This is a genomic window from Segatella copri (genome assembly GCF_003465495.1).
In the GTDB taxonomy this organism is placed as follows: domain Bacteria; phylum Bacteroidota; class Bacteroidia; order Bacteroidales; family Bacteroidaceae; genus Prevotella; species Prevotella copri_G.
This window is the reverse complement of record NZ_QSAV01000010.1, coordinates 22,008-48,410: the sequence shown is the minus strand read 5'-3', so window position 1 is coordinate 48,410 and position 26,403 is coordinate 22,008. Positions and strand designations below refer to the sequence as shown.

The following is a 26,403-nucleotide window of genomic DNA, read 5'->3' as shown; positions in this document are numbered from 1 at the left end:
AAAAGATGAAATAATTCAAAAGAAAGTTGTACTTTTGCATGGAAAATTTGAGAAATTTAATAGGTTTATGAAAAAACTCTGTTTATTAACGGTGTTAATGGCGGTGCTTACCATCGTTTGTTTCACGTCTGTGGGATGTACAGACAAGAAGCCTGCGCCTGCCATTGATTCGGCTTCATCCGACTCGGTGATTGCCGACACCCAAGCGATGGACTCTACAGAACAGCTGATAGAGGAGACTCCGATGCCAAAGGCGGCTGACGAGCTTTTTGATGATTTCGTGTTTAATTTTGCAGCTAACAGAAAGTTGCAGAAAAGTCGTATTGTCTTCCCGCTGCCGGTATATCACGGTAAGAAATTGACCAAGAAGATAGAAAAAAAACATTGGAAGATGGAGCATTTCTTCATGCGCCAGGATTATTACACGCTGATCTTTGATAATCAGAAACAGATGAAACTGATGAAGGATACTACTATCGATCATGTAGTAATAGAAAAGGTGTTCTATAGTAGAAAGACAGTTCAGCAGTTTGTGTTTAATCGCATCAATGGTCAGTGGATGATGACTAGCATCTGCTACGTGCCTATGTATCAGAATAATAATGCCAGTTTCCTGAAGTTTTACGGCCATTTTGCTACTGATACCGCTTTCCAGGCTCGCCACATCCATAATCCGGTGAAGTTTACCGGTCCTGATCCTGATGATGATTTCAGTACGATGACAGGCGATATAGAACCGGAAACATGGCCTGCCTTTGCGCCTCAACTGCCTCACGGCATGATTTACAATGTAATCTATGGTCAGAAATATACCGAGAGCAACCAGAAAATCTTCGTGATTCGTGGTATCGCCAATGGTATGGAAACCTCTCTTACTTTCAAAAAAAATGGAGGAAAATGGGAACTGATCAAACTGAATATGTAGCTTTTTAGTTAGTAGTAATAGTTTAATCAGATATGAAGGATATTCGTAACTATGGCCTTTTGGCTCACAATACATTCGGGATTGATGCTAAATGCAGCAGATTTCTGGAGTATGAATCGGTAGAGGAAGCCCGACAGATAGTGGGCTTGCTGACAGAGGCAGATCAGCCACTGCTCATTTTGGGCGGTGGTAGCAATCTCTTGCTGACCGGTGATTATGCTGGTACAGTGCTCCATTCGGCTATTATGGGTATTGAGGTTCTTGACAACAAGACTTTGGCAGCTGCAGAGGGGGATGATGCTTTGTGCAATCCGGATTGGGTATTCCTTTCCTGTGGTAGTGGTGAGGTGTTTGATGATTTGGTAGCTTATGCCGTAGAGCATGGCTATCATGGAGCTGAAAATCTGAGTATTATTCCGGGTGAAGTAGGTGCCAGTGCGGTTCAGAATATTGGTGCCTATGGTGTGGAAGCCAAGGATATTATATATAAGGTGGAAGCGGTTGAGATAGCTACGGGCAGGGTAGTGGTGTTTGATAATGCTGACTGCGAGTATAGTTACCGTCAGAGTAAATTTAAGCATGAGTGGAAGGATAAGTATCTGGTGACGCATGTGATTTACCGTTTGCAGAAGACCTTCCGTCCGGATCTGGATTATGGTAATATCCGTTCTGCGCTCGAGGCTAAGCGTATTGCTGAGCCTACAGCCCAGCAACTTCGTGATGTCATCATAGAAATTAGAGAGGCAAAATTGCCTGATCCTAAGGTGTTAGGTAATGCAGGCAGTTTCTTTATGAATCCTATTGTAGAGAAGGCTAAGTACGAAGAACTGGCTGCTCTTTATCCGGGTATGCCTCATTATACAATCGATGATTCTCATGAAAAGATTCCGGCTGGTTGGATGATTGATCAGTGTGGCTGGAAGGGAAAGAGTCTGGGACGGGCCGGTGTGCATGATAAGCAGGCACTGGTGCTAGTGAATCGTGGCGGCGCTACGGGCGAGGAAATCGTAAAACTCTGTGAGACCATCCAGGAGGATGTGAAGCAGAAGTTTGGCATAGAGATTCATCCGGAAGTGAATGTTAAGTGAAGAATTCGGTTGTTTTCAGAAAAATATTTGATAATTAATGAAGGTAACTTTGTTAGGTACAGGCACATCGGGCGGTGTTCCTTCGTTGGGATGTAACTGTGAAGTGTGCCGAAGTACAGATCCGCATGATAAAAGATTGCGCAGTGCAGCAATGATAGAAACGGAGAATACCCGTATTCTGATAGATGCCGGACCTGATATCCGACAGCAGTTGTTGCGTGTGCCTTTCAGAAAGATAGATGGCGTCCTGATTACGCATATCCATTACGACCATGTTGGTGGTATTGATGATTTGCGCCCTTTCTGTATCTTTGGTGATATTAATATCTATGGCGATGAAATCGTTACTGCGGGGCTGCCTCATACGATGCCTTACTGCTTTCCGAAGAATGCAGAAAAACTCTATCCGGGAGTTCCTAAACTCAAATTGCATACCATTCATCCGCATGAGCATTATCAGATAGGTGACATTGAGTTTCTTCCTATCCGTGTGATGCACGATAAGATGCCTATTCTCGGCTATCGGTTTGGTAAGTTTGCCTATATTACTGATATGAAATCTATGGGTGATGAAGAATATGCTTATTTGGAAGGTGTGGAAACACTCGTAATTAACGCACTCAGATTTGAGAAAACACATCACAGTCATCAGCTTGTATCTGATGCTATTGAGGTGTCGCGCAGGATAGGAGCAAAACATACTTATTTTATCCATGTGACTCATCAGATAGGTTTTCACGATGAGGCGAATAAAAGGCTGCCCGAAGGCTTTGAATTTGGCTTCGATGGAATGGAGGTATATGTAGGAAATAGATGAATTTTTATTAAAAAGGTTAAAAAATAGGTTGGTAAAAGTTAATTAAATTGAACTGATAAGTCTTTTGCTAAGAAAAATTTGCGAGTATCATAGATTATTTCTATATTTGCATGTGTGTTTTTCATAGTATTAGATTTAAGGTTAACAAGGTATTGGGGTCGCAGCGGCGACCCTTTTTTGTTTTTATCCCCTTTTTGGATGACTGAAAAATACCTTTTTCCAAGGCATCTTTCCTTTCCCCAAAACGGTATATGATTCATCTCTTCCGAGGTTTGAATCTCCGGTAAAGTTTCCAAGCCAACAGTGCACCGTCGAATGCTCCTGCTCCCACCTGCAGCAAACTCTGCAGTCGCTTGCTAGGACTCGCATTGCGTGACAGGATTTCAGGTTTTGTGAAAAGCGAGTTCCATAAAGTCTGAATCTTGGCATCATCGGCATCAATTTCCTTGCGTATCGCCTCTTTTTTGAGTTGGATATCGTTTAAGGAATTATATTTTGTGATTTCTGAATGATTTGTCATGTTGCGAAAAGGAGGTTATTTTTCCATTAAGAGGCTGGCCAGAAATCTGACCAATGGTCTCTCGATCCACTTATGGCGGAAAATTACAAATAATATTAATATAAATAGGTATACTGCAGCAACAATGCAGAATCCGAAAGTCAGACTACCTATTAAGTCTGCCAATGCAAAAGCAGCGCCAAAGGATAGGTAAATGAGGGTAAGCGTAAGTAAGCCCAGGAGTACCACCGTCATGGTGATGACTGTAAGCAGGCGTACCACCTTATCCACAATATCGAGCTTCAGAAATTCGCTCTGAAGCCCGATGTAATGTTTAAGCACCTCAATGAGCTGCCCGATAGTTTCTACATTTTTATCGTTAGAGAACATCATGATAGGTGATGATTAAACCTCAGGAGCTGCGTCCTTGATATCGTCAACCAGATCATCAACGTCCTTACGGCTCAACTTGATGTCGTGCTTCTTGCAGAAATCGTCTACTGCACCTGCAATCTTACTACGTGTATCCTCACCCTTCTCAGGAGCGAAAATCAAACCGAGTGCTGTACCAGCGATAGCACCGCCGAGGAAAGCACCAATGTAACCTAATGTTTTCATATGCTATAAATTTTAAACGTTAAACGATTATATTCTTGTCATTTTCATTTGACAATGCAAATATACTAAATTCTCTTTAAAAAACAAGTCTTTTAGCCTTAATTTTTCATTAAAAATGTTTTAATAGCCTTATTTAACAAACTTTAGGCGGCATATTCTTCGTTTTTCGGGCATTTTTTTGTATTTTCGCAGAGTAAAAAACGCATAATGCGAAATTTATATTGAATGAACAACAATAATAAACAATAAAACGAATAAGAATTATGAAGAAAATTACAGTATTAAGCATGGGAATGTGCGCAGTTTTGGCGCTCGCAAGTTGTGGTACATCTAAGGAAAGTGCATACAAGAAGGCATATGAGAAGGCTCAGCAGCAGGAACAGCAGGCAGCTCAGGCTCCTGTTGCTCAGGAACCAGTTGTAGCTCCTCTCGAGACTCAGGCTCCTTCTGATGAGCAGACTGAGGTTGATAATGCTACTGTTCGTTCTGAGGATGTTTCTCTCATCTCAGGTTCTGGCTTGTCAAGCTATAGCGTAGTAGTTGGTTCTTTCTCTCTCAAGGCTAACGCTGAGGGATTGGCTAGTACATTGAAGAGCGCTGGCTACGATGCTCAGATCGCCCTGAACACAGAGCGTAACATGTATCGCGTGGTAGCTTCTACATTTGCTGATAAGGCTGCTGCTGTCAAGAGCCGCAATCAGCTTCGCGCTGGTGAGTATCCTGATGCTTGGTTACTCCTTAAGAAGTAATCTGATATTATATAAGGATAAGATATCCGTAGATTAATGCGAATTTTATCTATAGATTACGGTAAAAAACGTACCGGACTGGCTGTGACCGACCCATTGCAGATTATTGCCAATGGGTTGGCCACAGTTTCTACACATGAACTTTTCACTTATATCGAAACTTATATTCAGAAAGAACAGGTGGAGCGCATTGTTATCGGAAAACCGATGCAACCTAACGGGCAGCCAAGTGAAAACCTGACAAGAGTAGAAAACTTCTACAACCGTTGGCGAAAGGCTCATCCTGAAATTCCAATTGAATATTATGACGAGAGATTTACATCAGTTCTGGCACATAGAGCCATGATAGATGGAGGTGTAAAGAAGAAGGTGAGAAAAGAAAATAAAGGATTGGTAGACGAGATAAGTGCTACCATCATATTACAGGATTATTTGCAATCAAGAAGATAATGATTTTACCGATTTATATTTATGGTCAGCCAGTGCTGAGAAAAGTGGCTGAAGATATTACACCTGATTATCCAGATCTCAAGGTGTTGATTAATAATATGTATGAAACCCTTGATTCCAGCAACGGCATTGGACTGGCTGCACCCCAGATAGGCTTGCCTATCCGCCTCGTTGTTATCGACCTGGATGTGCTCAGCGAGGATTTCCCTGAGTATAAAGGATTCCGTCATGCTTTCATCAATGCCCATATCCTAGAGCTCGATGAGGAAAATACCGACTCTTCTGAAGAGGGATGTCTTTCTATTCCTGGTATCAATGAGAAGGTGGTTCGTCCTACACGCATCCATGTAAAGTATATGGATGAGGATTTTAATGAACATGATGAGTGGATAGGGGGATATCTGGCTCGCGTGATGCAGCATGAATTCGACCATTTGGAGGGTACAATGTTTGTTGACCGTGTGTCTCCTCTTCGCAAGAACATGATAGCAGGTAAGCTCAAGAGTATCATCAAGGGCAATTTCCGTGCTGCCTATCGTACTAAGATACGTCGATAGTTCTTCCGAAAATATAGTAAGCTTCATGGTAATCGTGACGATTGGGCTTACTATATTTTTTATTCTACATTCAATAGGTTTTATTTCAGAGAGTTACGAACAGATGAAGAAGATTCTCTTAGTTCTTTTTATGGTAATGGGCACCATGTCGACTTCTGCCCAATATCGTGTAGACCGACTTGTTACGGCCGGTCGGAGTGCATTGTATTATGAGGATTTCGTCCTTTCAATCAAGTATTTTAATCTGGCTATCGGTGCCAAGCCTTATCTGTATGAGCCTTGGTATTACCGCAGTGTGGCAAAATTTAATCTGGATGACTTTACGGGTGCCGAAAGTGATGCCACCGAGGCGTTGCATCTCAATCCCTATATCAATGATATTTATGACTTGAGAGCCATCTGTCGCATCAGACAAAACAGGTTTGATGATGCGATAGCTGACTATAATGAGGCTATCAGACTAGAACCGCGCAACCGAAATTACTGGTTCAACCGGGCTATCTGCCAGATGGAAAACAAAAAGTATGAGGCGGCGCAGCAGGAACTGGATACCATCGTGGAAAAATGGAAAGACTGGTCGAATGCTTATTCGCTCAAGGCTGAAGTGTATCTGCATCAGAAAGATACCGTGCAGGCTGAGAAATGGCTAGACAAGAGTCTGCAGCTCAATCCGTATGATGGGGATGCCTGGACTACGCGTGCCTATATGGCGCTGGCTAGAAAGGAATGGAAAACGGCTGATGAGGCGCTGACCAAGAGTCTGCATTTCAAACCTAACAATGTCAACAGTTACATTAACCGTGCTTTGGCGCGTATCAATCTGAATAACCTCAGAGGGGCGATGAGCGATTATGACAATGCCCTTGATCTGGATCCGAACAATTTCCTGGCTCATTATAATAGAGGACTGATGCGTGTACAGTTGGGTGATGATAACCGTGCTATCACCGATTTCGACTTCATTATCAAGATGGAACCCCAGAACTTCATGGCTATCTTCAACCGAGCTCTATTGCATGACAAGACCGGTAATCTGAGAGCAGCCATCAGGGATTATACTATGGTTATCAACCAGTTCCCTAACTTCTGGACCGGTTTGTCTAACCGTGCCAGCTGTTACCGACGCCTGGGCATGACAGCTAAGGCAGAGATGGATGAATTCCGTATCTTCAAGGCGCAGATGAACAAGCATATCGGAATCCAGCCGAGATGGAGCGCAAAGACCAAGAAGGAGATGCGTAAGCGTTCTGAGGTTGACCCGAATAAGTTTGCTTCGCTGGTAGTAGATGACGAACCGAAGTATGAACACAACTATAAGAGCGAGTATCGTGGTAAGGTTCAGAACCGTCAGGTAGAAACCGCCTTCCTGCCGATGTATCAGCTCTCTTATTTCCCAAACAATCAGAATGTAAATGGAGTTCAGGCTTATGACAAGGAGGTTGATGCGCTCAATCAGCATACCAAGGCAGACAAGGTTTATATCGTTTGCAGTAAGGAGCAACTCGATGAGAATGGTTCTATGAAGATATTCTCGATGATTGATAAACTTTCGGCAGAGTTGAGTGTGGCGAGCGATAATGAAACCAAAAAACGTCTCCTGATGCGCAGGGCCATCGCTCATAGTGTACTTCGTGATTTTGAGGCTGCCATCAGTGATTTCACCTATTATATCTCGCTCGATGACAAGAATTCTTTGGCTTACTGGCAGCGTGCTGTCTGCCAGGCTGAGATGGATGAATTTAACAAGGCTGAGGGCAAGGGTGTTCTGAACATCCATTCTGCCGAGGCTGATTTCAGTGATGCCATCCGCCAGAACAGTAACAATGCTTACATCTATTATAATAGAGGTAATCTTCATGCAGGCAGAAACGAACTTTCAAAGGCAATAGATGATTATACCATTGCCTTGAGAATTGATAACCGCCTTGCAGAGGCTTATTATAATAGAGGTATAGCACGAGCCAAGAGTGGCAATAAGCAGACTGCCATCCAGGATCTTTCAAAGGCAGGAGAACTTGGTTTGTATGATGCCTATTCTGTGATCAAGCGCTTGAATAAGTCGAAATAAAAAAATCCCGCAGATTTTCTCTGCGGGATTTTTTTATGTATTCCGGTTTTATATTCTCGTTACCTGCTTAACGCCCTTCACGGCGCTCAGTTTCTTGATGAGTGCATCGGTCTTGCCAGCATCATCAATCATTACGGTAACATTGCCAGAGAAGAGACCATCCTTGGAAGAGATGTTGATGCCTCGCATGATGAGTTTGTCTTCCTTGGAAATGATGTTGGTGATGTTGCTCACGATACCGATATCGTCGTTTCCGATGATGCGGAGCGTTATGGCATACTTGGATGTTCCCTTGCCGCTCCATTTAGCCTTTACGATGCGGTAACCGAAACGGCGGCGCAGTTCCTTGGCGTTAGGACAATCCATGCGATGTACCTTGATACCCTTGCTGATGGTAACGAATCCGAAGATTGGGTCGCCGTAGATAGGGTGGCAGCAATGAGCCAGTTCGAAATCGATGCCCTTGAGGTGCTCATCGATAACCAGCACGTCATCGCTCTGCTTCATCAGTTCCTCGGTAGGATTCTCAAACTCGAAATTCTCTGCACTTTCTGCAGGCTTGTTGGTATTGGCGAGGTTCAGGTCGTGGTCGCGCTCCTCTATGTATCTCTCGATGACGCTGTTCACGTCGAGTTTCTCCTCGGCTACATCCTTATAGAAGTCTGAGTTCTCCTTATATCCCATTTTCTTGATGATGCGCGCCATGATGCTCTCATCAATTTCCAGTTTCCTGTTCTTGAATCGGCGCTCCAGAAGTTCCTTGGCATAGAGGCCGTCCTTCTTCTGGGTTTCCTTCAGCGCTAGACGAATCTTGGCTTTAGCCTTGGATGTCTGCACGATGTTGAGCCATTCGCGGCGTGGCTTCTGGTTGCTCTGTGTGAGGATTTCTACCTGATCTCCCGAATGGAGTTCCTGTCGGAAGGTGACGGCTCTTCCGTTAATCTTTCCGCCCACACAGGTATTGCCGATGCGGGAGTGGATATAGTAGGCAAAGTCGAGTACCGTAGCTCCCTTCTGGAAGTTCAGCAGGTCGCCCTTTGGAGTGAACACGTATACTTCGTCTTCCTTCAGGTCGGTGGTAAACTGGTCCATCAGCTGCAGATCATCGTTGTTTTCCAGGGCAGCACGGATATTGGCAAGCCATTCGTCAATACCGCCTTCTCCCTGCTTTATACCCTTGTAGCGCCAGTGGGCAGCGAGTCCGTGTTCTGCAATATCGTCCATGCGCTCGGTTCTGATCTGTACCTCTACCCATTTGTTTTCAGGACCCAGTACGGTGGTATGCAGACTTTCATAACCGTTGCTCTTAGGCACGCTGAGCCAGTCGCGCATACGCTTTGGGTTTGGCTGATACATGTCGGTGATGAGGGCAAAGGTCTGCCAGCACTGCATATACTCTTTCTCTCTTGGTGCATCGAGGATAATACGGATGGCAAAGAGATCGTATACACCCTCGAAGGCGCACTTCTGCTTTTTCATCTTCTGCCAGATAGAGTGGATACTCTTGGTGCGGCCCTTCATATGATATTTCAGACCGGCAGCATCGAGCTTCTCCTGAATTGGCTGGATGAAGCGGGCGATATAGGCATCGCGCGAAGCCTTGGTGGCGTTCAGCTTGTCCTTTATCATATAGTAGGCATCGTGCTCGAGATACTTCAGACTGAGGTCTTCCAGTTCGCTCTTCAGTTTGTAGAGTCCCAGTTTGTGGGCGAGTGGGGCATAGAGGTAGCTTGCCTCTTCGCTTACTTCATGTTTTGCCTCTTCCTGTTTGGTATCGCGTATCTGTCTCATCACATTCACGCGGTCGGCAATCATGATGAGGATGACGCGCATATCCTCAGAGAATGAGATAAGCAGATTCCTGAAGTTTTCGCTCTCTATGATAGGGTTGCGCTTATATAAATCGTGGATGCGAAGCAGACCACTGATAATGTGGGCTACGCTATCTCCGTATTTCTTCTGTATCTCTTCGATGGTCTGATAGCCATCGATGACGCTGGTCTGCATCAGGATGGCGATGATGCCATCTCGTTTCAGACCTATCTCGTTTACTGCGATTTCTGCGGTTTGCAGGGCAGCGAGTATTGGGTTCATTCCGAAGACATTGCGCTTAATCTGATGGTTGATGAAGGCATGCTGTATGTCTTCACGCAGATGCTGCTCATCGCCTGGCTTGAATGTATCGCCCACGGCGGTTCTCAGGCGCTCCAGTATCTGGAGTGTCTGCTCTTTTTCTTCGGATGTGAATTTAAAAGGTGTTTCGTTCATTGTCGTTCCCTCCTGCTGATGATATATTATTGAGTTGTTATAACTCGTCTATCCATTTCTGACCAGATTTGGTGTAGCTCCAAATGGCTAAACTCATACCAATAACAGCTCCTATACACATTACTAAAGCAAATCCTTCCATAATACTTATATTATATGTTATAAACTGTCTATCCACTTCTGACCTGATTTTGTGTTGAGCCAGATGGCAAAGCTGCTGCTAATAATTAGCCCCAGCGAAAAAATAAACATTAATCCATCCATAATAATATTATTTATCGTTATACTTCATAATTCTATTAGCGCAATATGCAATGATAATTGCAGATAGCGTTCCAATGAACAAACAAAGTAAATTGTATATGTTCAATTCTTGGTTTGTTACTAATGGCGATAAACCGCCAATTCCTACACCACTTAAAAATAATGTAGATACCCCATAGAGGTAATGTGATAGCCCCGACCTTCTGTCGTGCTCTTTTGATAATTTACTAACCATGTCGCAATATTCTATTTTAAATTTGACAAACAATGGCGATTCGGCGTTAAAAAACGCCTACTTCGTTAAATTTTCAATGCAAAGGTACAAAAAAAAGCGGAAATATTTCTGATTATCAGAAAAAACTATTATCTTTGTAGCACATATAGTGTAAATTTAACATAAATATGGTATTATGAATCAGCAAGATCTAAACCAAATCTCTGCTCGCGGTATCTCCGAGCAGCAGATTGAACACCAGTTGGAACAAATCAAGAATGGCTTCCCATTCCTCAAACTCGAGGGTGCGGCTGCCATCGGTAAGGGTATCATGGCTCCTACAACTCAGGAAGTAGAGGACTACGAGAAGGCGTGGAACGACTACAAGGCTGAGGGTCACAAGATTGTGAAGTTCGTACCTGCTTCAGGTGCGGCAAGCCGCATGTTCAAGAACATGTTTGCATTCCTCGATGCTCCATACGATGTTCCTACTACTGACTTCGAAAAACAATTCTTCGAGAATATCAAGAAGTTTGCTTTCCGCAAGGCACTCTGTGATAAGTGCCATGTAAACAACGAGAAGGGTATCATGTGCCTTATCAAGAATGGCGATTACAAGGCTGTTGTGGCTAATCTCCTCAAGCCAGAGGGATTGAACTACGGACAGTTGCCTAAGGGATTGCTCCAGTTCCACGAGTATGAGGACGAGGTTCGCACTCCAATGGAGGAGCACCTGGTTGAGGCTGCGCTCTATGCAAGCAGCAACGGCGAGGCAAACGTTCATTTCACCGTTTCTCACGACCACCTGGAACTCTTCAAGCAGATGGTAGCCGAGAAGGTAGATAAGTATGCACAGCGTTACGGCATCAAGTATAACATCTCATTCTCAGAGCAAAAGCCTAGCACCGATACCATCGCTGCCAATCCAGACAATACTCCTTTCCGTAACGAGGATGGCTCTTTGCTGTTCCGTCCGGGCGGTCATGGCGCACTCATCGAGAACCTCAACGAGATTGATGCTGATGTGGTATTCATCAAGAATATTGACAATGTGGTTCCTGATCGCCTGAAGGCTGAGACTGTTACCTGGAAGCAGGTGATTGCAGGTGTATTGGTTACTCTGCAGAAGCAGGCTTTCAATTATCTGAAGGTTTTAGATTCCGGTCAGTACAACCATGAGAAGCTGGAGGAGATTATCCGCTTCGTTCAGCGCGACCTCTGCTGCCGCAAGGCTGATATCAAGGAGCTGGAGGATGCCGAACTGGTTATCTATCTGCGTAAGAAGTTGAACCGTCCTATGCGTGTCTGCGGTGTTGTTAAGAACGTAGGCGAGCCTGGTGGTGGTCCATTCCTTACTTATAACCAGGATGGTACCGTAAGTCTTCAGATTTTGGAGAGCTCTCAGATTGACAAGAATAACGAGGAGTATATGAAGATGTTTACCGAGGGTACTCACTTCAATCCAGTAGACCTCGTCTGTGCTACCAAGGATTACCAGGGCAATGCCTTCGATCTTCCTAAGTTCGTTGATCCATCTACCGGTTTCATCTCTAGCAAGAGTAAGAATGGTAAGGATTTGAAGGCACTCGAGTTGCCAGGTCTCTGGAATGGTGCGATGAGTGACTGGAATACAGTATTCGTAGAGGTTCCTCTCGGTACATTCAACCCAGTGAAGACCGTGAACGATCTGCTCCGCGACCAGCATCAGGCTGTAGAGGGCGGCATCAAGCACGAGCATCATCACGGAGAGGGCGGCTGCTGTGGTAAGCACTAATATCCGATTCCGTATATCTCGATGGTAAGATATAAACACAATAAAGGCTCAGTTCCCGATTTTATTCGAGGATTGAGCCTTTATCATTGAGCTAATAATGTGTCTGCTAAAAATTATAAGATGTTTTGAATCAAATAAAAATAGCCTTTTGCTTCTGTTCTGCTAAAGGAAAACTATCTGATACAAAGGATAGGAATCCTTAGCAGGAAGTTCTTAGTTGTACCAAATTTCTCCGCCTAATACTGTTGGATACTCTTCAGCTGTTGTTCTTTCTACAGGAGCCGCAATTTCTACGAACTCACCATACTCCTTTACCTTGTTAATGTTCATAATTTGTAGGTTTTGTTGATTTATTAATTTATATTACGGATTGGTATCTAATAAGGATACTGATCTTTTACTTTTTTTTCTACGCTGCAAAGTTACACAAAAAATGATATGCAACAAGTTTTTTGGCTAAAAATCTGTCGATATTTAACCTTCTTTAAAAGTTTCCTGCATATTTCCTGCAATACTATTCAGTTTTAGTAGAATATTTTTGTTTGTTTTCGCTAAATACCTCATAATGAGCGAGTAAATGACAGACTATCAATCTGTAGCTTAATCGTGTACACTATCGCAAGTTTGTCATTTACTTTATTGCTTCATTATATGGATGAAGATTTCACCTTATACTATATAGAGATTTCGCCCGCCAGAGATTCTGTCAGTTTTTCTCTTACCTTTTTGTTATCTGCATATCTTCCCTGCAGATACATCATCTTGGTGACCATAGCCTCTACCGTAGAATCGTATCCGCTTATTACATGAGCTGCTTTCAACTGGAAGCCGGCTCCGTAGCGTTCCATCTCTACACTGCCCGTAAGACATTGGCTGATATTCACGATGTTTACTCCGCGATGGGCAGCCTGATCCAGAAGACGCATGATCCATGGCGTGTGAGGAGCATTGCCTGAACCGAAAGTACGCATCACGATGCCGCGGAGGTCTGGTGACTCCATCACGTGGCGCACAATGTTATCCTGGATACCCGGGAAGAGACTGAACACGATGACGTTCGGATCGAGCTTCAGGTGTGGAACCATTGGCTTTCTGTAATCCGGCGTAAGAATGTGATGGTCGTGATATTGGAAATTGATTCCTACATCGCAGAGGTGAGGGTAGTTGAATGATTCGAAAGCATGAAATCCCTCGGCATTGATCTTGATGGCACGGTTACCGCGAATCAGCTTGCCGTTGAAAAAGATGCATACCTCGGGCACCATAGGGCGTCCTTCAGCATTCTTGGCAGAAGCAATCTCTATAGCTGTCATCAGATTCTCCTTGCCGTCGGTTCGCAATTCACCGATAGGCAGCTGGCTACCTGTCAATATTACAGGCTTGGTCAGATTCTCAAGCATGAAAGATAGGGCAGACGAAGTGTAAGCCATAGTATCAGTGCCATGAAGGATTACGAATCCGTCATAGTCGTTGTAGTTGTTGGATATCATGCTTACGATTTCTGCCCAGCGCATTGGATCCATGTCGCTGGAATCGATAGGTGGGTCGAATTTTCGCACATCGATTTCTGCCTGAATGAGCTTGAATTCGGGCATGGAAGAAACGAGGTGATTGAAATCAAGAGGTTCCAGTACACCTGTCATCGGGTCCTTTCCCATACCGATGGTACCACCGGTATAGATGATGAGAATCTTTGGTTTTGCCATTTTCTATGTTTCTTTACATTTTGTCACGTTATCGGATGCAAAGATAATGAAAATATTTGTTTCTCCAAAACTTATTGGCTAAAAATGTATCTGAATTTTACAAAGTGTTACGAAATATTGGTAGAAAAGCAGATGAAAACTTCAATATCTCAGCATTTTCGGTCTTAAAAGCCCTTAATGTAAAGAGGTATTAGCAAAGTTTAGCAAAATAAATGCATTTTTATTCGCTTGTTACAAAAAGAAATCGTACTTTTGCAGACGATTTAATAAAAATACTAAGTTGTTATGGTAAAAATCACATTCCCAGACGGATCTGTTCGTGAGTATGAACAGGGCGTAACTGGCTTACAAATCGCCGAGAGCATCTCACCGGCTCTCGCTCGCAACGTTGTATCTTGCGGTGTTAATGGTGAGACAGTAGAGTTGAACCGTCCTATCAATGAGGATGCAAATGTAGAACTCTACAAGTTTGAGGATGAGCAGGGTAAGCACACATTCTGGCATACATCTGCCCACTTGTTGGCTGAGGCTCTTCAGGAGCTTTACCCAGGCATCCAGTTCGGTTTCGGTCCAGCCGTAGAGAGTGGTTTCTTCTACGACGTGATGCCAGCCGAGGGTCAGGTGATCTCAGAGAATGATTTCGCCAAGATTGAGGCTAAGATGATGGAACTTGCCAAGAAGAACGAACCTGTGGTTCGCAAGGAGGTGGCTAAGGCTGATGCTCTCGCTGAGTTCAAGGCTGATGGTCAGACTTACAAGTGCGAGCATATTGAGCAGGACTTGGAGGATGGTACCATCACCACATATACCCAGGGCAATTTCACCGATCTTTGCCGTGGTCCTCACTTGATGAACACTGGTCTTATCAAGGCTGTGAAGATTACAAGTGTGGCTGGTGCTTTCTGGCGCGGTGATGCCAAGCGCGAGCAGATGACCCGTATCTACGGTATCAGCTTCCCTAAGAAGAAGATGCTCGACGAGTACTTGGTAATTCTCGAAGAAGCTAAGAAGCGTGACCACCGTAAGATCGGTAAGGAGATGGAACTCTTCATGTTCTCAGAGCGTGTAGGAAAGGGTCTTCCTATCTGGTTGCCAAAGGGTACACAGCTCCGTCTGCGTCTGCAGGAGTTGCTCCGTTCTCTCCTGAAGCCTTACAACTATCAGGAGGTTATCTGCCCAGGTATCGGTGGCAAGAGTCTCTATGTGACATCTGGTCACTATGCTCACTATGGCAAGGATGCATTCCAGCCTATCCAGACTCCTGAGGAGGATGAGGAGTATATGCTCAAGCCAATGAACTGTCCTCACCACTGCGAGGTCTACGCTCGTAAGCCTCGTTCTTACAAGGATCTTCCTTTGCGTATTGCAGAGTTCGGTACTGTGTTCCGCTATGAGAAGAGCGGTGAGCTCCACGGTCTTACTCGTGTTCGTACCTTTACACAGGATGATGCCCATATCTTCGTCCGTTCAGAGCAGGTGAAGTCAGAGTTCGAGAACGTAATCGACGTAATCTTGAAGGTATTCAAGATCTTCGGTTTCGAGAACTACGAGGCACAGATTTCTCTCCGCGACCCTAAGGATACAGAGAAGTATATCGGTTCTGATGAGATTTGGGAAGAGAGCGAGAATGCTATCCGCGAGGCTTGCAAGGAGAAGGGTCTTGAGACTCGTGAGGAGATTGGCGAGGCTGCCTTCTATGGTCCTAAGCTCGACTTCATGGTAAAGGATGCCATCGGCCGTCGTTGGCAGTTGGGTACCATCCAGGTGGATTACAACTTGCCAGAGCGCTTCAAGCTGGAGTATACAGCCGAGGATAACTCTAAGAAGACTCCTGTGATGATTCACCGTGCACCATTCGGTTCACTGGAGCGATTCACAGCCGTTCTCATCGAGCATACAGCCGGTCACTTCCCATTGTGGTTGACTCCAGACCAGGTTGCAATTCTTCCTATCTCTGAGAAGTTCAACGATTATGCTCAGAAGGTACGTCAGTATCTTGACAAGCAGGGTGTTCGTGCTTTGGTTGATGACCGTAACGAGAAGATTGGCCGCAAGATTCGTGACAACGAGTTGAAGCGTGTTCCTTACATGGTCATCGTTGGTGAGAAGGAGAGTGCCGAGGGCTTGGTATCTATGCGTAAGCAGGGTGGTGGCGAACAGGCTACCATGAGCATGGAAGAGTTCGCTCAGCGCATCAATGCCGAGGTTGCAGAGCAATTGAAGGCAGCTGAGGAGTAATCCCGCAGATTGATATTTTCTAATCTCCCGCAGATTTCACAGATTAACACAGATTTTTTCTGTTGAGGGCTCTGTCCCACAGATTTTTTGTGTTGAGGGTTTAGTCCCGCAGATTTCACAGATTAACACAGATTTTTGTGTGTTCTGTTGAATATCTGTAACAACTGTGACGTCTGTGGGAGATTTTTTTGTTAAGGAGGATTTTAAAATCGTTTGGTTATGACAGAAAATGAGATATCTTATAAGATCATTGGAGCTATTTATAAGGTTTATAATGAATTGGGACCAGGTTTACTTGAGTCGGTTTATGAAGCAGCTCTGTGCTATCAGTTGCGCAAAGATGGACTTAGGGTAGAGAATCAGGTAAAGTTGGATGTCATGTATGATGGTAAGGTTTTGCCTGTAGATTTCCGTCTGGATATTCTTGTAGAAGATAAAGTCATAGTCGAACTGAAGTCTGTGGCAGAAATGAAAGATGTCTTTCATAAGCAATTGCTTACGTATTTGCGTGTGGCGAAGAAGCATCTTGGAATATTGGTCAATTTTTCCACCACAGATATACGAAAATCAATCTTCCGTAAAGTCAATGGATATACTCCCATGGATTGAAAGCTTTTCTTAGTCCCCACTGATTTATTGTTTTCTTAAGTCCCACAGATTTCACAGATTTTTACAGATTTAGTTTCTTTATCATAAAGATCTGTGTTAATCTGTGAAATCTGTGGGACTAAAATATATCAATTTGCGGGATTAAATATATCAATTTGCGGGATTAAATATATCAATCTGTGGGGTTAAAACATTAAATCCATTAGAAAAACAAAGAATCTGCGGGCAAAAATGAAAATAACCCACTGAAAATTTGGTAGTTTCACAAAATAATCGTAACTTTGCAGCCGTTTAATCAAAAAGACAAAAAAGAATATATCGAATAGTTAATGAAAAATGACAAAATGAAAAATCAGTACCGCGTAAACGAACAGATTCGTGCACGCGACGTGAGAGTAGTGAGTGATGGTGGAGCAGAAGTGATGCCAGCACGTAAGGCGTTGGAGTTGGCCCGTCAGCAAGAACTTGACTTAGTCGAGATATCTCCTAATGCGCAACCACCCGTTTGCCGTATAGTTGACTATTCTAAATTCCTTTACCAGCAGAAGAAGCATGCAAAGGAAATGAAGCAGAAGCAGGTAAAGGTGGAGACCAAGGAAATCCGTTTCGGACCTCAGACCGATGAGCACGACTATCAGTTCAAGCTCAAGCACGCTATGGAGTTCCTCAACGAGGGTAACAAGGTTCGTGCATACGTTTTCTTCCGTGGTCGCTCAATTCTCTTCAAGGAGCAGGGTGAGGTTCTTCTTCTCCGTTTCGCCAATGATTTGGAAGAGTACGGAAAGGTGGAGCAGATGCCAAAGCTTGAAGGTAAGAAGATGTTCCTCTACATGAGTCCTAAGAAGGCTGGTACTGCTAAGAAGAGCCAGCAGAAGATGGACCGTGAGAAGCGAGAGGCTGAAGCTAAGGCTGCTGCAGATGCAGAGCGCGCTGCTAATGCTGAGAAGAATGGCTTGCTCGCCAATGCTAAAGGCGGCGATGCCCTGAAGAAACTCGCAGAAGGAACAGAGGATTAAGAAAAAAAGATGCGTAACGCCCTGGTATATGCGTTGCCATCGCTATAATAAATAACAATTTAAAATTAAAAGTAAAAATGCCAAAAGTAAAGACTAATTCCGGCGCAAAGAAGAGATTCCGTTTCACCGGTACAGGTAAGATTAAGCGTCATCACGCTTTCCACAGTCACATCTTGACTAAGAAGACAAAGAAGCAGAAGAGAAATCTCCTTGGTGAGACTCTCGTAGACCGTTCAAACTTGAAGCAGGTTCGCGACTTGCTCTGCCTCCGTTAATTATTAACTTTTTAGTCGAACTTTTAAAGAAAAAAAATTATGCCAAGATCAGTAAATCACGTTGCATCAAAAGCAAAAAGAACAAGAATCTTGAAGCTCACTAAGGGTTACTATGGAGCTCGCAAGAATGTATGGACAGTAGCTAAGAACACTTGGGAGAAGGGTCTTACCTACGCTTATCGCGATCGTCGTAACAAGAAGCGCACATTCCGCGCATTGTGGATCCAGCGTATCAACGCTGCTGCTCGCCTCGATGGTATGAGCTACAGCCAGTTGATGGGTGCTCTTCACAAGGCTGGTATCGAGATTAACCGTAAGGTTCTCGCTGACCTCGCTGTAAACAACCCTGAGGCTTTCAAGGCTATCGTTGCAAAGGTGAAGTAAATCCGACGCTAGGCTCTTTTCTTTCGTGAATTTTTCTCGTAAGAAAGTGTTTAGCCTCTAGATTAAAGAAAGCTGAAGATTGCATTGGTTGGAAGTATTTCCGCTGATGCAATCTTTTTTTTGTGCCTGGAAAACTAGGAAGAAAACCCCCTCGCGCCCTGAATCAATGGTAAAGGGCAGTAGTTCTAAAAGTTGGCAAAGATGTCTCCATACGCCCTGAAAGGGCAGAAGCTCCTAGCCCAGGGCAACGCCCTGGGTTGTACGGAGTTATACACATACGCCCTGTAAGGGCAAAAGCTTTAAAATATGGATTATAAAGCTTTTGCCCTTACAGGGCGCCTTGCTGTTTTCTGTTTATACCCAGGGCGTTGCCCTGGGCTAAGAGCTTCTGCCCTTTCAGGGCGTGTGGGCAGAAGCTTTGCTTTACTTCATCAACTCAAGACCTGCCTCGAACTTGGTGGTCTTACCCATCAACTCTGGCAACTGCTTTACAATCGCCTTGACCATTCCGGCAAAGCCGTTCAGATCGTCATTACCGAGGCTCTCAACCATTTTAACAAGAACCGGATTAGATGCCAATTTTGTAGCAAAATCCTTATTCAGATAGAAGAATGCAGTATTGTTGTCGTTGAAACGAACGTTTACAGGAACACCATCCTTGAAAGCTGCCAGAACTGCACCGATGGCTGCTTGCTTGGCAGGATCTGTGATGGTGCCGGCAATCTTTTCATTGTTCAGGAATACGACGATCTGATTCTCATCTACAATCTTATAAGTTGCATAGCCTTCAGCAATCTGCCAGTTTGGAGTGGCAGGTGCCTCTGTATTTGTTTCGCTTAACTTAGCTTCTGCGTATTGAGCGATAATCTTGCCATCAGCTGTGAATGTTACAGACTTCAAGAGGGTTGGTAACAACTGGTTTACAATGCTTTCTGCCATCTGTGGTGCTGTTGCTGCAGGGATGAAACCCATGATAGGAGGGCAGTCTGCTGCAGTTTCCCAATTCATCTTGAATGAACCTTTCCATGCCGAAGCATCATCAGGATTGTCTGTCTGATTGCCATTGTCGTCATACATGGTTACAGGCTCGAGATTCCAGGTTGCAAGAAGCTTGGAAACGGCTGGCTTTTCTGTGCTGTTGCCTGCATTGAATGTACCATCAGCTGTCTTCAGTTCTACGCTGATGTTCTTGTAGTCTGCAGAAATCTTAGCAGTGAAATCTACCGTCATTGTGTTGGCATTTTCTGTAGCCTTGGTTACATTGTCATTAATGGTCGCTGTTCCCTGACCTCTCAAAGTGTAACCATCCTGTGCAATAATGGTTGCCTCTGGTACGTTAACAGTTACCTCGCCACTCTTGTCTGTCAAAGTTACCTTGGCAGTTTGATTTCCAGCCTTTTCGATATTCATATCGAAATCTATGAAGTTATAATCTACTTCGCCATCTTCAGTATCAAGCTCCTGGCCCCAGACATTGTAAGTACCTGCCTTAAAAGTGTCCCATACTGTAGGATCATCATCATCGCTGCTACAAGCGGTGAAGAAGCCAAGGGTGCAAACCATGGCCATCAAATAAATAAACTTTTTCATTGTCTTCTTTTTTTTATATTAATAAATATTGATTCTCTCTATATATAATAATGTTCGCGTACATTATATAATATCTTACTTCAGCTGATACGTGATACCTACGCTGCCGTAGATAGGATACATCGTCTGTTCGATGGTCTCGAAATCTTTCTTAAAGATACCATTTAAGCCCCAGCTCAGATCAGCACAGATGCCCCAGCGGTTGTTCAAGCGCCAGTCTATTCCGAAATCTACGCCCACTTGCCAGTTGCGCATATCATCGCTGAAATCGTAATCACCACGCTCGCCTTCGTCATGACCCAACTTTACCTTCTGTCCGGTAGGATCGCCCTTAGGATGACCTTCCTCCTGGCGACGGAGGTAACCATCGTATGCCCAGCCCTCAAACTTCTTTGATGTCACATAGCTAACATACGGACCCAACTTGAAACGGAGGTTGTCGCAAATGTCGTATGTTGCTTGCAATGGTACCGTGATGAGACTCATGTCTACCTTCGTAACCACGTTTCCTGTAAATATACCTTTCAGTTCTTCTCCGCCACGTACTATCCTCATATAATAGTTTTTTACGCCTGCATCAATCTTCATGCCCTTGTTTTCGAAGTGAAGTCCTCCAACGAATCCCCATTTGCCTGAAAGTGGGTGATAAGCATCGATACCCAGACTGAAGTTAGGTTGCAGGGTATAGCTGTGCAGTGTACGGATGGTGGCAGGAAGACCGATAGGGGCTGTGCCTCCCAGATTATATGCCACTCGTGCTTGATACTGGTAGCCGTGAAGATATTTGTTCCACGAGGTTCGCTTGCTTTCTTCTACCTGCTTGTGCTCCCCAGTCTTCTGATTCTCATTTTCTCCTGCCCATGTAGCAGTGCCCCATGTCAGCAGGAGAGCTAATATTGTTATCTTCTTCATTATATAGTTTCCTCCTTAGCTTATTTGCAAATCAACTTGAAACTATCTATCCAAAGGGTACTCTCTACGGCACCCAGGAAGTTGGCTCCATCGGAACTGGATGAACTGACAATAGCGAGACTGTAGCCACCATTCTTCAACTTGATTGGGTCAATGGTTTTCTTATACTCGAAATCTACGCTGAAGTGATGCCATTCCGGCGTGTTTCCAATAGCAACTTTTCCGTTGTCATCTTGGGTTTCACCTACCAGAGCAAGTGCCACTATCTGTTTACTGGTCTGTACATTATCTCCGTAGAGTAATACGGCATTTCCCTTTTCATCGATGTTCTCATAGAGTACAGCATAGATGGTTCCGTAGTCATGGCGGTCAAGTGGTTTCATATTCTTGTCGGTGAAATTTTCGCCAGCCTGATACTTATACCATCCTTCTAACTTAGCAGGCTTGGCGCTGAAACAGAACGGATGACCGAACTTTGTTGCCTTCATTGCATCGAAAAGGGCATCGGTAGCATCAAACTGTCCGATAAAGAGGTTGCCGGCAGCGATAGGTTTTTTCACTGCATCGGCAAGCCCACTTGTGCGTCGGGTTGTGAGTTGCACTCCCTTTCCCCTGTGTCCATTTTCTATCATCACGGTAGGATATTTTTCCGGTTTAGATGAACTGTTACTCATTTTGAATCCAGAGTTTCCTGTTGCCCAGATGTCGAGTTTATTGCCGTTCCAGTTCTCCTGCCAGTTGTAGTATCCTTTGCTGATATATGCGTCTTCAAATTCGAATTCAATCTCGTTTGGCATGGCGGTCTGTCCCTTCTTGATGCTTACCTGATAGGTACGGCTCCATTGCTTGTCTTCAGAAGTAACTGTATATGTTACAGGTCCTTTTGAGAAATCCTGAAGGCTTCCACTTTCAGGTGAGATGGTTGCACCAGGTGTAAGGCGGAATATTGGCGCCTGTTTGGTAAGGGTGGCAAATGGTCTCATTGTGAACTCGATGTTTGTCTGATCACTCTGCACATTGACCAATGTATCAGATGGATTAGTAAACAATGAGTTCAATAAAATCTTGTTGTCTGCATGTATGTATGCCTGCTCGATGTCGCATTCGGCATTGAGCGGTTCTTCCTTGAAGCAGGAGGAGAGGGTAGTGATGCAACTCATTGATAGAGCGGCTACTATTAATCTTGACTGTTTCATATCTTGAACTTTCTTTTCCTTTTGTAATCTGGAGAATCGCTTCTCTTTCTTTTCAGATGATTCTTGAGAGAATGATTTCTCTAGCTCATATAAATTATTGCTTTATCGGTTGCAAAGATAATGCAAACGAGCGCAATGTAAGCTTGCTTACAAATTGCCGAGTGCAGCTTATCTTCTGCAAAGATAAGCAGAAAACTTGAAACTACCAAAGGTTTTTGGATTTTTCGACATGTTATGATAGAAAAATACTATGAATTAGTGGTTTTAGGACATGAATTAGTAGAGATGAGTTTACCGAAGTAGGCAGATAGTGCCCGATAGTTTATTTTTTTAAATACACATAATAAAAAAGGGGACTGAAATTTCAGTAATGAGATTTCAGTCCCCTGAATGTTATTTAGCTAATGAATAGCAAAAGCCTGATCTGTTTAAGATTAAGCCTTGCCCTCCATCTGAGCCTTCAACTTAGCGAGTGCATCGATATCACCGAGTGATGTGCTAGCAGCAACGTTGTTGATCATAGCTGTCTCGTTGTTGTTCTTGCGACCGCCGTTTGCACGCTTGTGAGCTGGCTTAGCAACTGGCTCGTTACCCTCCTCGAATGTACGAGAGTGAGAGAGGATGATGCGCTTTGTCTCCTTAACGAACTCGATAACCTTGAAGTCGAGAGTCTCGCCCTTCTTAGCCATTGCGCCGTCCTCCTTAGTGAGGTGCTTAGGAGTAGCGAAACCTTCACCACCCTCAGCGAGAGCTACAACAGCACCCTTGTCCATCAACTCAGTGATAGTACCCTGGTGAACAGAACCTGGAGTGTAGATTGCCTCATACTCATCCCATGGGTTCTTCTCCAACTGCTTGTGGCCGAGGCTCAAGCGACGGTTCTCCTTATCGATTTCGAGAACTACTACATCGATAGAAGCGCCTACAGAAGTGAACTCAGATGGGTGCTTAACCTTCTTAGTCCAAGAGAGGTCAGAGATGTGGATCAAACCATCAACACCTTCCTCGAGCTCTACGAAGATACCGAAGTTAGTGAAGTTGCGAACCTTAGCTGTGTGCTTGCTGCCAACAGGATACTTAGCCTCGATAGCCTCCCATGGATCTTCCTTGAGCTGCTTGATACCAAGGCTCATCTTGCGCTCAGCGCGGTCGAGAGTCAGGATAACTGCCTCTACCTCGTCACCTACCTTCATGAAGTCCTGAGCAGAACGCAAGTGCTGGCTCCAAGACATCTCAGATACGTGGATCAAGCCCTCTACACCTGGAGCAATCTCAACGAATGCACCGTAGTCAGCCATAACCACTACCTTACCCTTCACGTGATCACCTACCTTGAGGTTCTCATCGAGAGCATCCCATGGATGTGGAGTGAGCTGCTTCAAACCGAGAGCGATACGCTTCTTCTCCTCATCGAAGTCGAGGATAACAACGTTGATCTTCTGGTCGAGAGATACAACCTCGTGTGGATCGCTTACGCGGCCCCAAGAGAGGTCTGTGATGTGAATCAAACCGTCAACACCGCCGAGGTCAACGAATACACCGTAAGTAGTGATGTTCTTAACGGTACCCTCGAGGATCTGACCCTTCTCGAGCTTGCCGATGATCTCCTTACGCTGCTGCTCGAGCTCCTGCTCGATGAGAGCCTTGTGAGATACAACGACATTGCGGAACTCCTGGTTGATCTTTACAACCTTGAACTCCATTGTCTTGCCTACGAATACGTCGTAGTCGCGTATAGGGTGAACGTCGATCTGGCTTCCTGGCAAGAAAGCTTCGATACCGAAAACGTCAACGATCATACCGCCCTTAGTGCGGCACTTGATGTAACCCTGGATAACTTCCTCGTTCTCGAGAGCTGCATTAACACGCTCCCAAGACTTGCTGAGGCGAGCCTTCTTGTGAGAGAGTACCAACTGACCCTTTACGTCCTCCTGGTTCTCTACATAAACCTCAACCTTGTCGCCTACCTTGAGGTCTGGGTTGTAACGGAATTCAGAAGCAGGGATAATACCATCGCTCTTGTAACCGATGTTTACGATAACCTCTTTCTTGTCTACAGAGATTACTGTACCCTCTACAACCTGGTGTTCTGTTACCTTGTTAAGAGTTTCGTCATAGGCCTTCTCGAGGTCTGTTTTGCTGACGTTTGCGCTTGTGCCATTCTCAAACTCATCCCAATTGAAGTCGTCCAATGGCTTTACGTTCTTTAAATCTGACATAAAAAATAATTAAAAAATTAAAATTAATAAAGTTTGACTTTATGTGAATTGTATAAATCGGGCGCAAAATTACTCATTTTCTTTGAGTTACAGGCATTTACTCTTGACTTTCTTCTTTTTGTTAGTAATATTTAACTAAAATCGCTGTTTTTAGTGGGTTCCTTCGGGGAAATACATAAATATATATATGCTTAACCTTTTAATATTCTGATAACTTCCTCCTCGATGTTTCTTCCTGTGATGTTCTTCTCTGTTATCCGTGTTTTCATCTGATTCTATGATGAAAATGAAGAGGGAAGAAAAATAATGGCGAACGAAAAAAACGGACGAAATTTTCATTTGTATGAAAATGAGTTAAATTCATTAAAAAAAGACACCGAAATGTTGGCGATAACAAAATAATTGTTACCTTTGCGCTCAAAATGTAATGAATATAATAAAATAATGATATGACACTAGTCATCCTTGCCATACTGATACTGGCATATATTCTCATTGCAACCGAGAATATTACCAAGGTGAACCGTGCTGCCGTAGCCATCTTTGCTGGAACGGTAGGATGGGTTCTCTATATCTGTTTCGGTATGGACTTCGTGACCAGTGAACACTCTTCTGATTATTCACGCTATCTGAATCTCGGAATGTGGAACGAGATAGAATCCACCAGTACAACGGTGAAGTATTTTATTGCCCGTAACATCTTCCTTCCTTATGTGGGTAGAGCTGCAGAAATCGTACTCTTCCTGCTAGCCACTATGACGATAGTTGAAATTCTCAATAACAACGGATGCTTCGATTTCATACGCCAGTTGTTACGTACCCGAAGCGCCAAGAAAATGCTATGGATTCTCGCTGCCGTGACCTTTGTTATTTCGGCAAATCTCGATAATCTTACTACAACAGTGATGATGCTTACGATGATGCATGGAGTAATTCCAAACCGTCGTCAGCGTATGGTGTATGGAGGTGCCATTGTTCTTTCTGCCAACTGTGGCGGAGCTCTTACCGTTATCGGAAATCCGGAAGGACTGGTGATGTGGAATATGGGTGCTGTAACGGCTACTCATTATTTCCTGTCGCTTCTGCTGCCATGTCTTGCAGCCTGGCTCATTCCGTTGGTGATGATGCAGCGCATGCTGCCTGAAAGAGTAGAGACAGAATGGATTGCTATGCCATACCGCGGGGATGATACCCGTCTCAATGTATGGCAGCGCTTGCTGATGCTCTTTGTGGGCATCGGTGGATTGTGGTTTATCCCTACCTTCCATAATATTACGAAATTAAGTCCTTTCCTCGGTGCGCTCTGCGTATTGGGTGTACTCTGGATTGTGAACGAGATATTCAACCGAAAACTTATGAATATGGATGCGATGGCTGACCGTCGCACCCCTAGAGTCTTCCAATACGGAGTCGTCCAGATGATTCTTTTCGTGATGGGTATCATGCTTGCCATCGGAGTGGTGAAGGAGACCGGCGCTTTTGACGATTTTGCCGCTCTTCTCAACTCTGTCGGTATGGATGATAAGCATCCTGGTGTGCTGTTGCATGGTGTCTTGGCAGGTATAGTCAGTACTGTACTTGACAACTTTGCTACAGCCATGAACTTTTTCTCCCTTCATGATCTGGCAAGTGTGAATGATCCTTCATTCAGCATGCTTACTGATTATCATACCAATGGTATCTACTGGCAGATGATTGCATATTGCGTAATGGCTGGTGGTAACGTTCTTGGTATCGGTACAATCAGTGGTCTTGCCCTGATGAAGATGGAACGTATGCACATGGGATGGTATTTCCGCAATATTGGCTGGAAAGCTTTGATGGGTGGCGTCATCGGACTTGCTATCCTTTGGCTCTCCCATATCCTGGTGGCTGGTGCCGCAAACCTAATTATTTAAATCGATAAGCCCAAACAAAGCAAGGGGTATACCCTTGGGTACCTACTATATATGTAGGGGTAATGGATG

The 26,403-nt window shown here is 44.3% G+C and carries 23 protein-coding genes; 14 read left to right on the top strand and 9 right to left on the bottom strand.

Translation table 11 applies throughout. From position 1 onward, the window contains the following. Positions 1–67: 67 nt before the first annotated feature. Genes DWV53_RS04405 through DWV53_RS04395 form a run of 3 tightly spaced genes read left to right on the top strand, consistent with a single transcriptional unit; the run spans position 68 to position 2,830 of the window. The gene (locus tag DWV53_RS04405) at positions 68–925 is read left to right on the top strand and encodes a DUF4348 domain-containing protein (RefSeq protein WP_118151888.1); all 858 of its coding nucleotides are present in this window, start codon (positions 68–70) and stop codon (positions 923–925) included. A gap of 32 nt (positions 926–957) precedes the next feature. Continuing rightward, complete coding sequence (gene murB / locus DWV53_RS04400; protein ID WP_118151886.1) at positions 958–2,013, top strand: UDP-N-acetylmuramate dehydrogenase; 1,056 nt, start codon at positions 958–960, stop codon at positions 2,011–2,013. A gap of 37 nt (positions 2,014–2,050) precedes the next feature. Beyond that, positions 2,051–2,830, top strand: a complete 780-nt coding sequence (locus DWV53_RS04395; protein ID WP_118151884.1) for an MBL fold metallo-hydrolase — start codon at positions 2,051–2,053, stop codon at positions 2,828–2,830. A 256-nt stretch (positions 2,831–3,086) separates the two neighbouring features. Here the strand turns inward: DWV53_RS04395 and DWV53_RS04385 are convergent, their stop codons facing one another. Genes DWV53_RS04385 through DWV53_RS04375 form a run of 3 tightly spaced genes read right to left on the bottom strand, consistent with a single transcriptional unit; the run spans position 3,087 to position 3,947 of the window. Then, the gene (locus DWV53_RS04385; RefSeq protein ID WP_118079087.1) at positions 3,087–3,350 is read right to left on the bottom strand and encodes a hypothetical protein; all 264 of its coding nucleotides are present in this window, start codon (positions 3,348–3,350) and stop codon (positions 3,087–3,089) included. Positions 3,351–3,365: 15 nt separating this feature from the next. Then, positions 3,366–3,719 (bottom strand): phage holin family protein, encoded by a 354-nt coding sequence (locus tag DWV53_RS04380; RefSeq protein ID WP_118079144.1) that lies wholly within the window; start codon positions 3,717–3,719, stop codon positions 3,366–3,368. A gap of 15 nt (positions 3,720–3,734) precedes the next feature. Further along, complete coding sequence (locus DWV53_RS04375; RefSeq protein ID WP_006846877.1) at positions 3,735–3,947, bottom strand: YtxH domain-containing protein; 213 nt, start codon at positions 3,945–3,947, stop codon at positions 3,735–3,737. A gap of 263 nt (positions 3,948–4,210) precedes the next feature. Here DWV53_RS04375 and DWV53_RS04370 point away from each other — a divergent pair, with 263 nt between their 5' ends. The 4 genes from DWV53_RS04370 (at position 4,211) to DWV53_RS04355 (ending at position 7,771) form a co-directional block, all read left to right on the top strand. Next, positions 4,211–4,696 carry an SPOR domain-containing protein gene (locus DWV53_RS04370; RefSeq protein ID WP_118151880.1) on the top strand — a complete coding sequence of 162 codons (486 nt, stop codon included), beginning with the start codon at positions 4,211–4,213 and terminating at the stop codon, positions 4,694–4,696. A gap of 36 nt (positions 4,697–4,732) precedes the next feature. Continuing rightward, positions 4,733–5,146: a Holliday junction resolvase RuvX gene (ruvX, locus tag DWV53_RS04365; RefSeq protein WP_118151877.1), complete on the top strand. Its 414-nt coding sequence runs from the start codon at positions 4,733–4,735 to the stop codon at positions 5,144–5,146. Then, positions 5,146–5,703: a peptide deformylase gene (gene def, locus DWV53_RS04360; RefSeq protein WP_118151875.1), complete on the top strand. Its 558-nt coding sequence runs from the start codon at positions 5,146–5,148 to the stop codon at positions 5,701–5,703. The genes ruvX and def overlap by 1 nt, the downstream gene beginning before the upstream one ends. 103 nt (positions 5,704–5,806) lie before the next feature. Beyond that, positions 5,807–7,771 (top strand): tetratricopeptide repeat protein, encoded by a 1,965-nt coding sequence (locus DWV53_RS04355; protein WP_118151873.1) that lies wholly within the window; start codon positions 5,807–5,809, stop codon positions 7,769–7,771. Between the two features lie 48 nt (positions 7,772–7,819). Here DWV53_RS04355 and DWV53_RS04350 read toward each other — a convergent pair whose 3' ends face one another. Beyond that, positions 7,820–10,039, bottom strand: coding sequence for a RelA/SpoT family protein (locus DWV53_RS04350; RefSeq protein WP_118151871.1), 2,220 nt, complete (start codon positions 10,037–10,039; stop codon positions 7,820–7,822). 674 nt (positions 10,040–10,713) lie between these two features. On the opposite strand from DWV53_RS04350, the gene DWV53_RS04345 reads away from it, so the two are divergent. Continuing rightward, entirely contained in the window at positions 10,714–12,291 is a 1,578-nt protein-coding gene (locus tag DWV53_RS04345) for a DUF4301 family protein (protein WP_118151869.1), read from the top strand. Positions 12,292–12,965: 674 nt separating this feature from the next. Here DWV53_RS04345 and DWV53_RS04340 read toward each other — a convergent pair. Further along, entirely contained in the window at positions 12,966–13,997 is a 1,032-nt protein-coding gene (locus DWV53_RS04340; protein WP_117586279.1) for an asparaginase, read from the bottom strand. A gap of 285 nt (positions 13,998–14,282) precedes the next feature. On the opposite strand from DWV53_RS04340, the gene thrS reads away from it, so the two are divergent. From thrS to rplT, 5 genes are all read left to right on the top strand, one after another. Then, positions 14,283–16,235, top strand: coding sequence for a threonine--tRNA ligase (gene thrS, locus DWV53_RS04335; RefSeq protein WP_117692812.1), 1,953 nt, complete (start codon positions 14,283–14,285; stop codon positions 16,233–16,235). A 219-nt stretch (positions 16,236–16,454) separates the two neighbouring features. Continuing rightward, positions 16,455–16,844 (top strand): GxxExxY protein, encoded by a 390-nt coding sequence (locus DWV53_RS04330; RefSeq protein WP_117586280.1) that lies wholly within the window; start codon positions 16,455–16,457, stop codon positions 16,842–16,844. 329 nt (positions 16,845–17,173) lie between these two features. Continuing rightward, a complete protein-coding gene (gene infC, locus DWV53_RS04325) occupies positions 17,174–17,860 on the top strand; it encodes a translation initiation factor IF-3 (protein ID WP_117692814.1) in 687 nt (228 codons plus the stop codon). Between the two features lie 77 nt (positions 17,861–17,937). After that, positions 17,938–18,135 carry a 50S ribosomal protein L35 gene (gene rpmI / locus DWV53_RS04320; protein WP_006846865.1) on the top strand — a complete coding sequence of 66 codons (198 nt, stop codon included), beginning with the start codon at positions 17,938–17,940 and terminating at the stop codon, positions 18,133–18,135. Between the two features lie 39 nt (positions 18,136–18,174). Next, entirely contained in the window at positions 18,175–18,519 is a 345-nt protein-coding gene (rplT, locus tag DWV53_RS04315) for a 50S ribosomal protein L20 (RefSeq protein ID WP_006846863.1), read from the top strand. Positions 18,520–18,942: 423 nt separating this feature from the next. Here rplT and DWV53_RS04310 read toward each other — a convergent pair whose 3' ends face one another. The 4 genes from DWV53_RS04310 to rpsA all read right to left on the bottom strand — a co-directional run bounded on the left by DWV53_RS04310 (position 18,943) and on the right by rpsA (position 24,436). Next, a complete protein-coding gene (locus DWV53_RS04310; protein WP_118151867.1) occupies positions 18,943–20,109 on the bottom strand; it encodes a hypothetical protein in 1,167 nt (388 codons plus the stop codon). A gap of 75 nt (positions 20,110–20,184) precedes the next feature. Continuing rightward, positions 20,185–21,021: a porin family protein gene (locus DWV53_RS04305; protein WP_118151865.1), complete on the bottom strand. Its 837-nt coding sequence runs from the start codon at positions 21,019–21,021 to the stop codon at positions 20,185–20,187. Positions 21,022–21,041: 20 nt separating this feature from the next. Next, positions 21,042–22,217: a PCMD domain-containing protein gene (locus DWV53_RS04300; protein WP_117692817.1), complete on the bottom strand. Its 1,176-nt coding sequence runs from the start codon at positions 22,215–22,217 to the stop codon at positions 21,042–21,044. 434 nt (positions 22,218–22,651) lie between these two features. Beyond that, positions 22,652–24,436 carry a 30S ribosomal protein S1 gene (gene rpsA, locus DWV53_RS04290; RefSeq protein ID WP_117586285.1) on the bottom strand — a complete coding sequence of 595 codons (1,785 nt, stop codon included), beginning with the start codon at positions 24,434–24,436 and terminating at the stop codon, positions 22,652–22,654. Between the two features lie 449 nt (positions 24,437–24,885). On the opposite strand from rpsA, the gene DWV53_RS04285 reads away from it, so the two are divergent. Then, positions 24,886–26,334: an SLC13 family permease gene (locus DWV53_RS04285; RefSeq protein WP_118151862.1), complete on the top strand. Its 1,449-nt coding sequence runs from the start codon at positions 24,886–24,888 to the stop codon at positions 26,332–26,334. Positions 26,335–26,403: the final 69 nt, after the last annotated feature.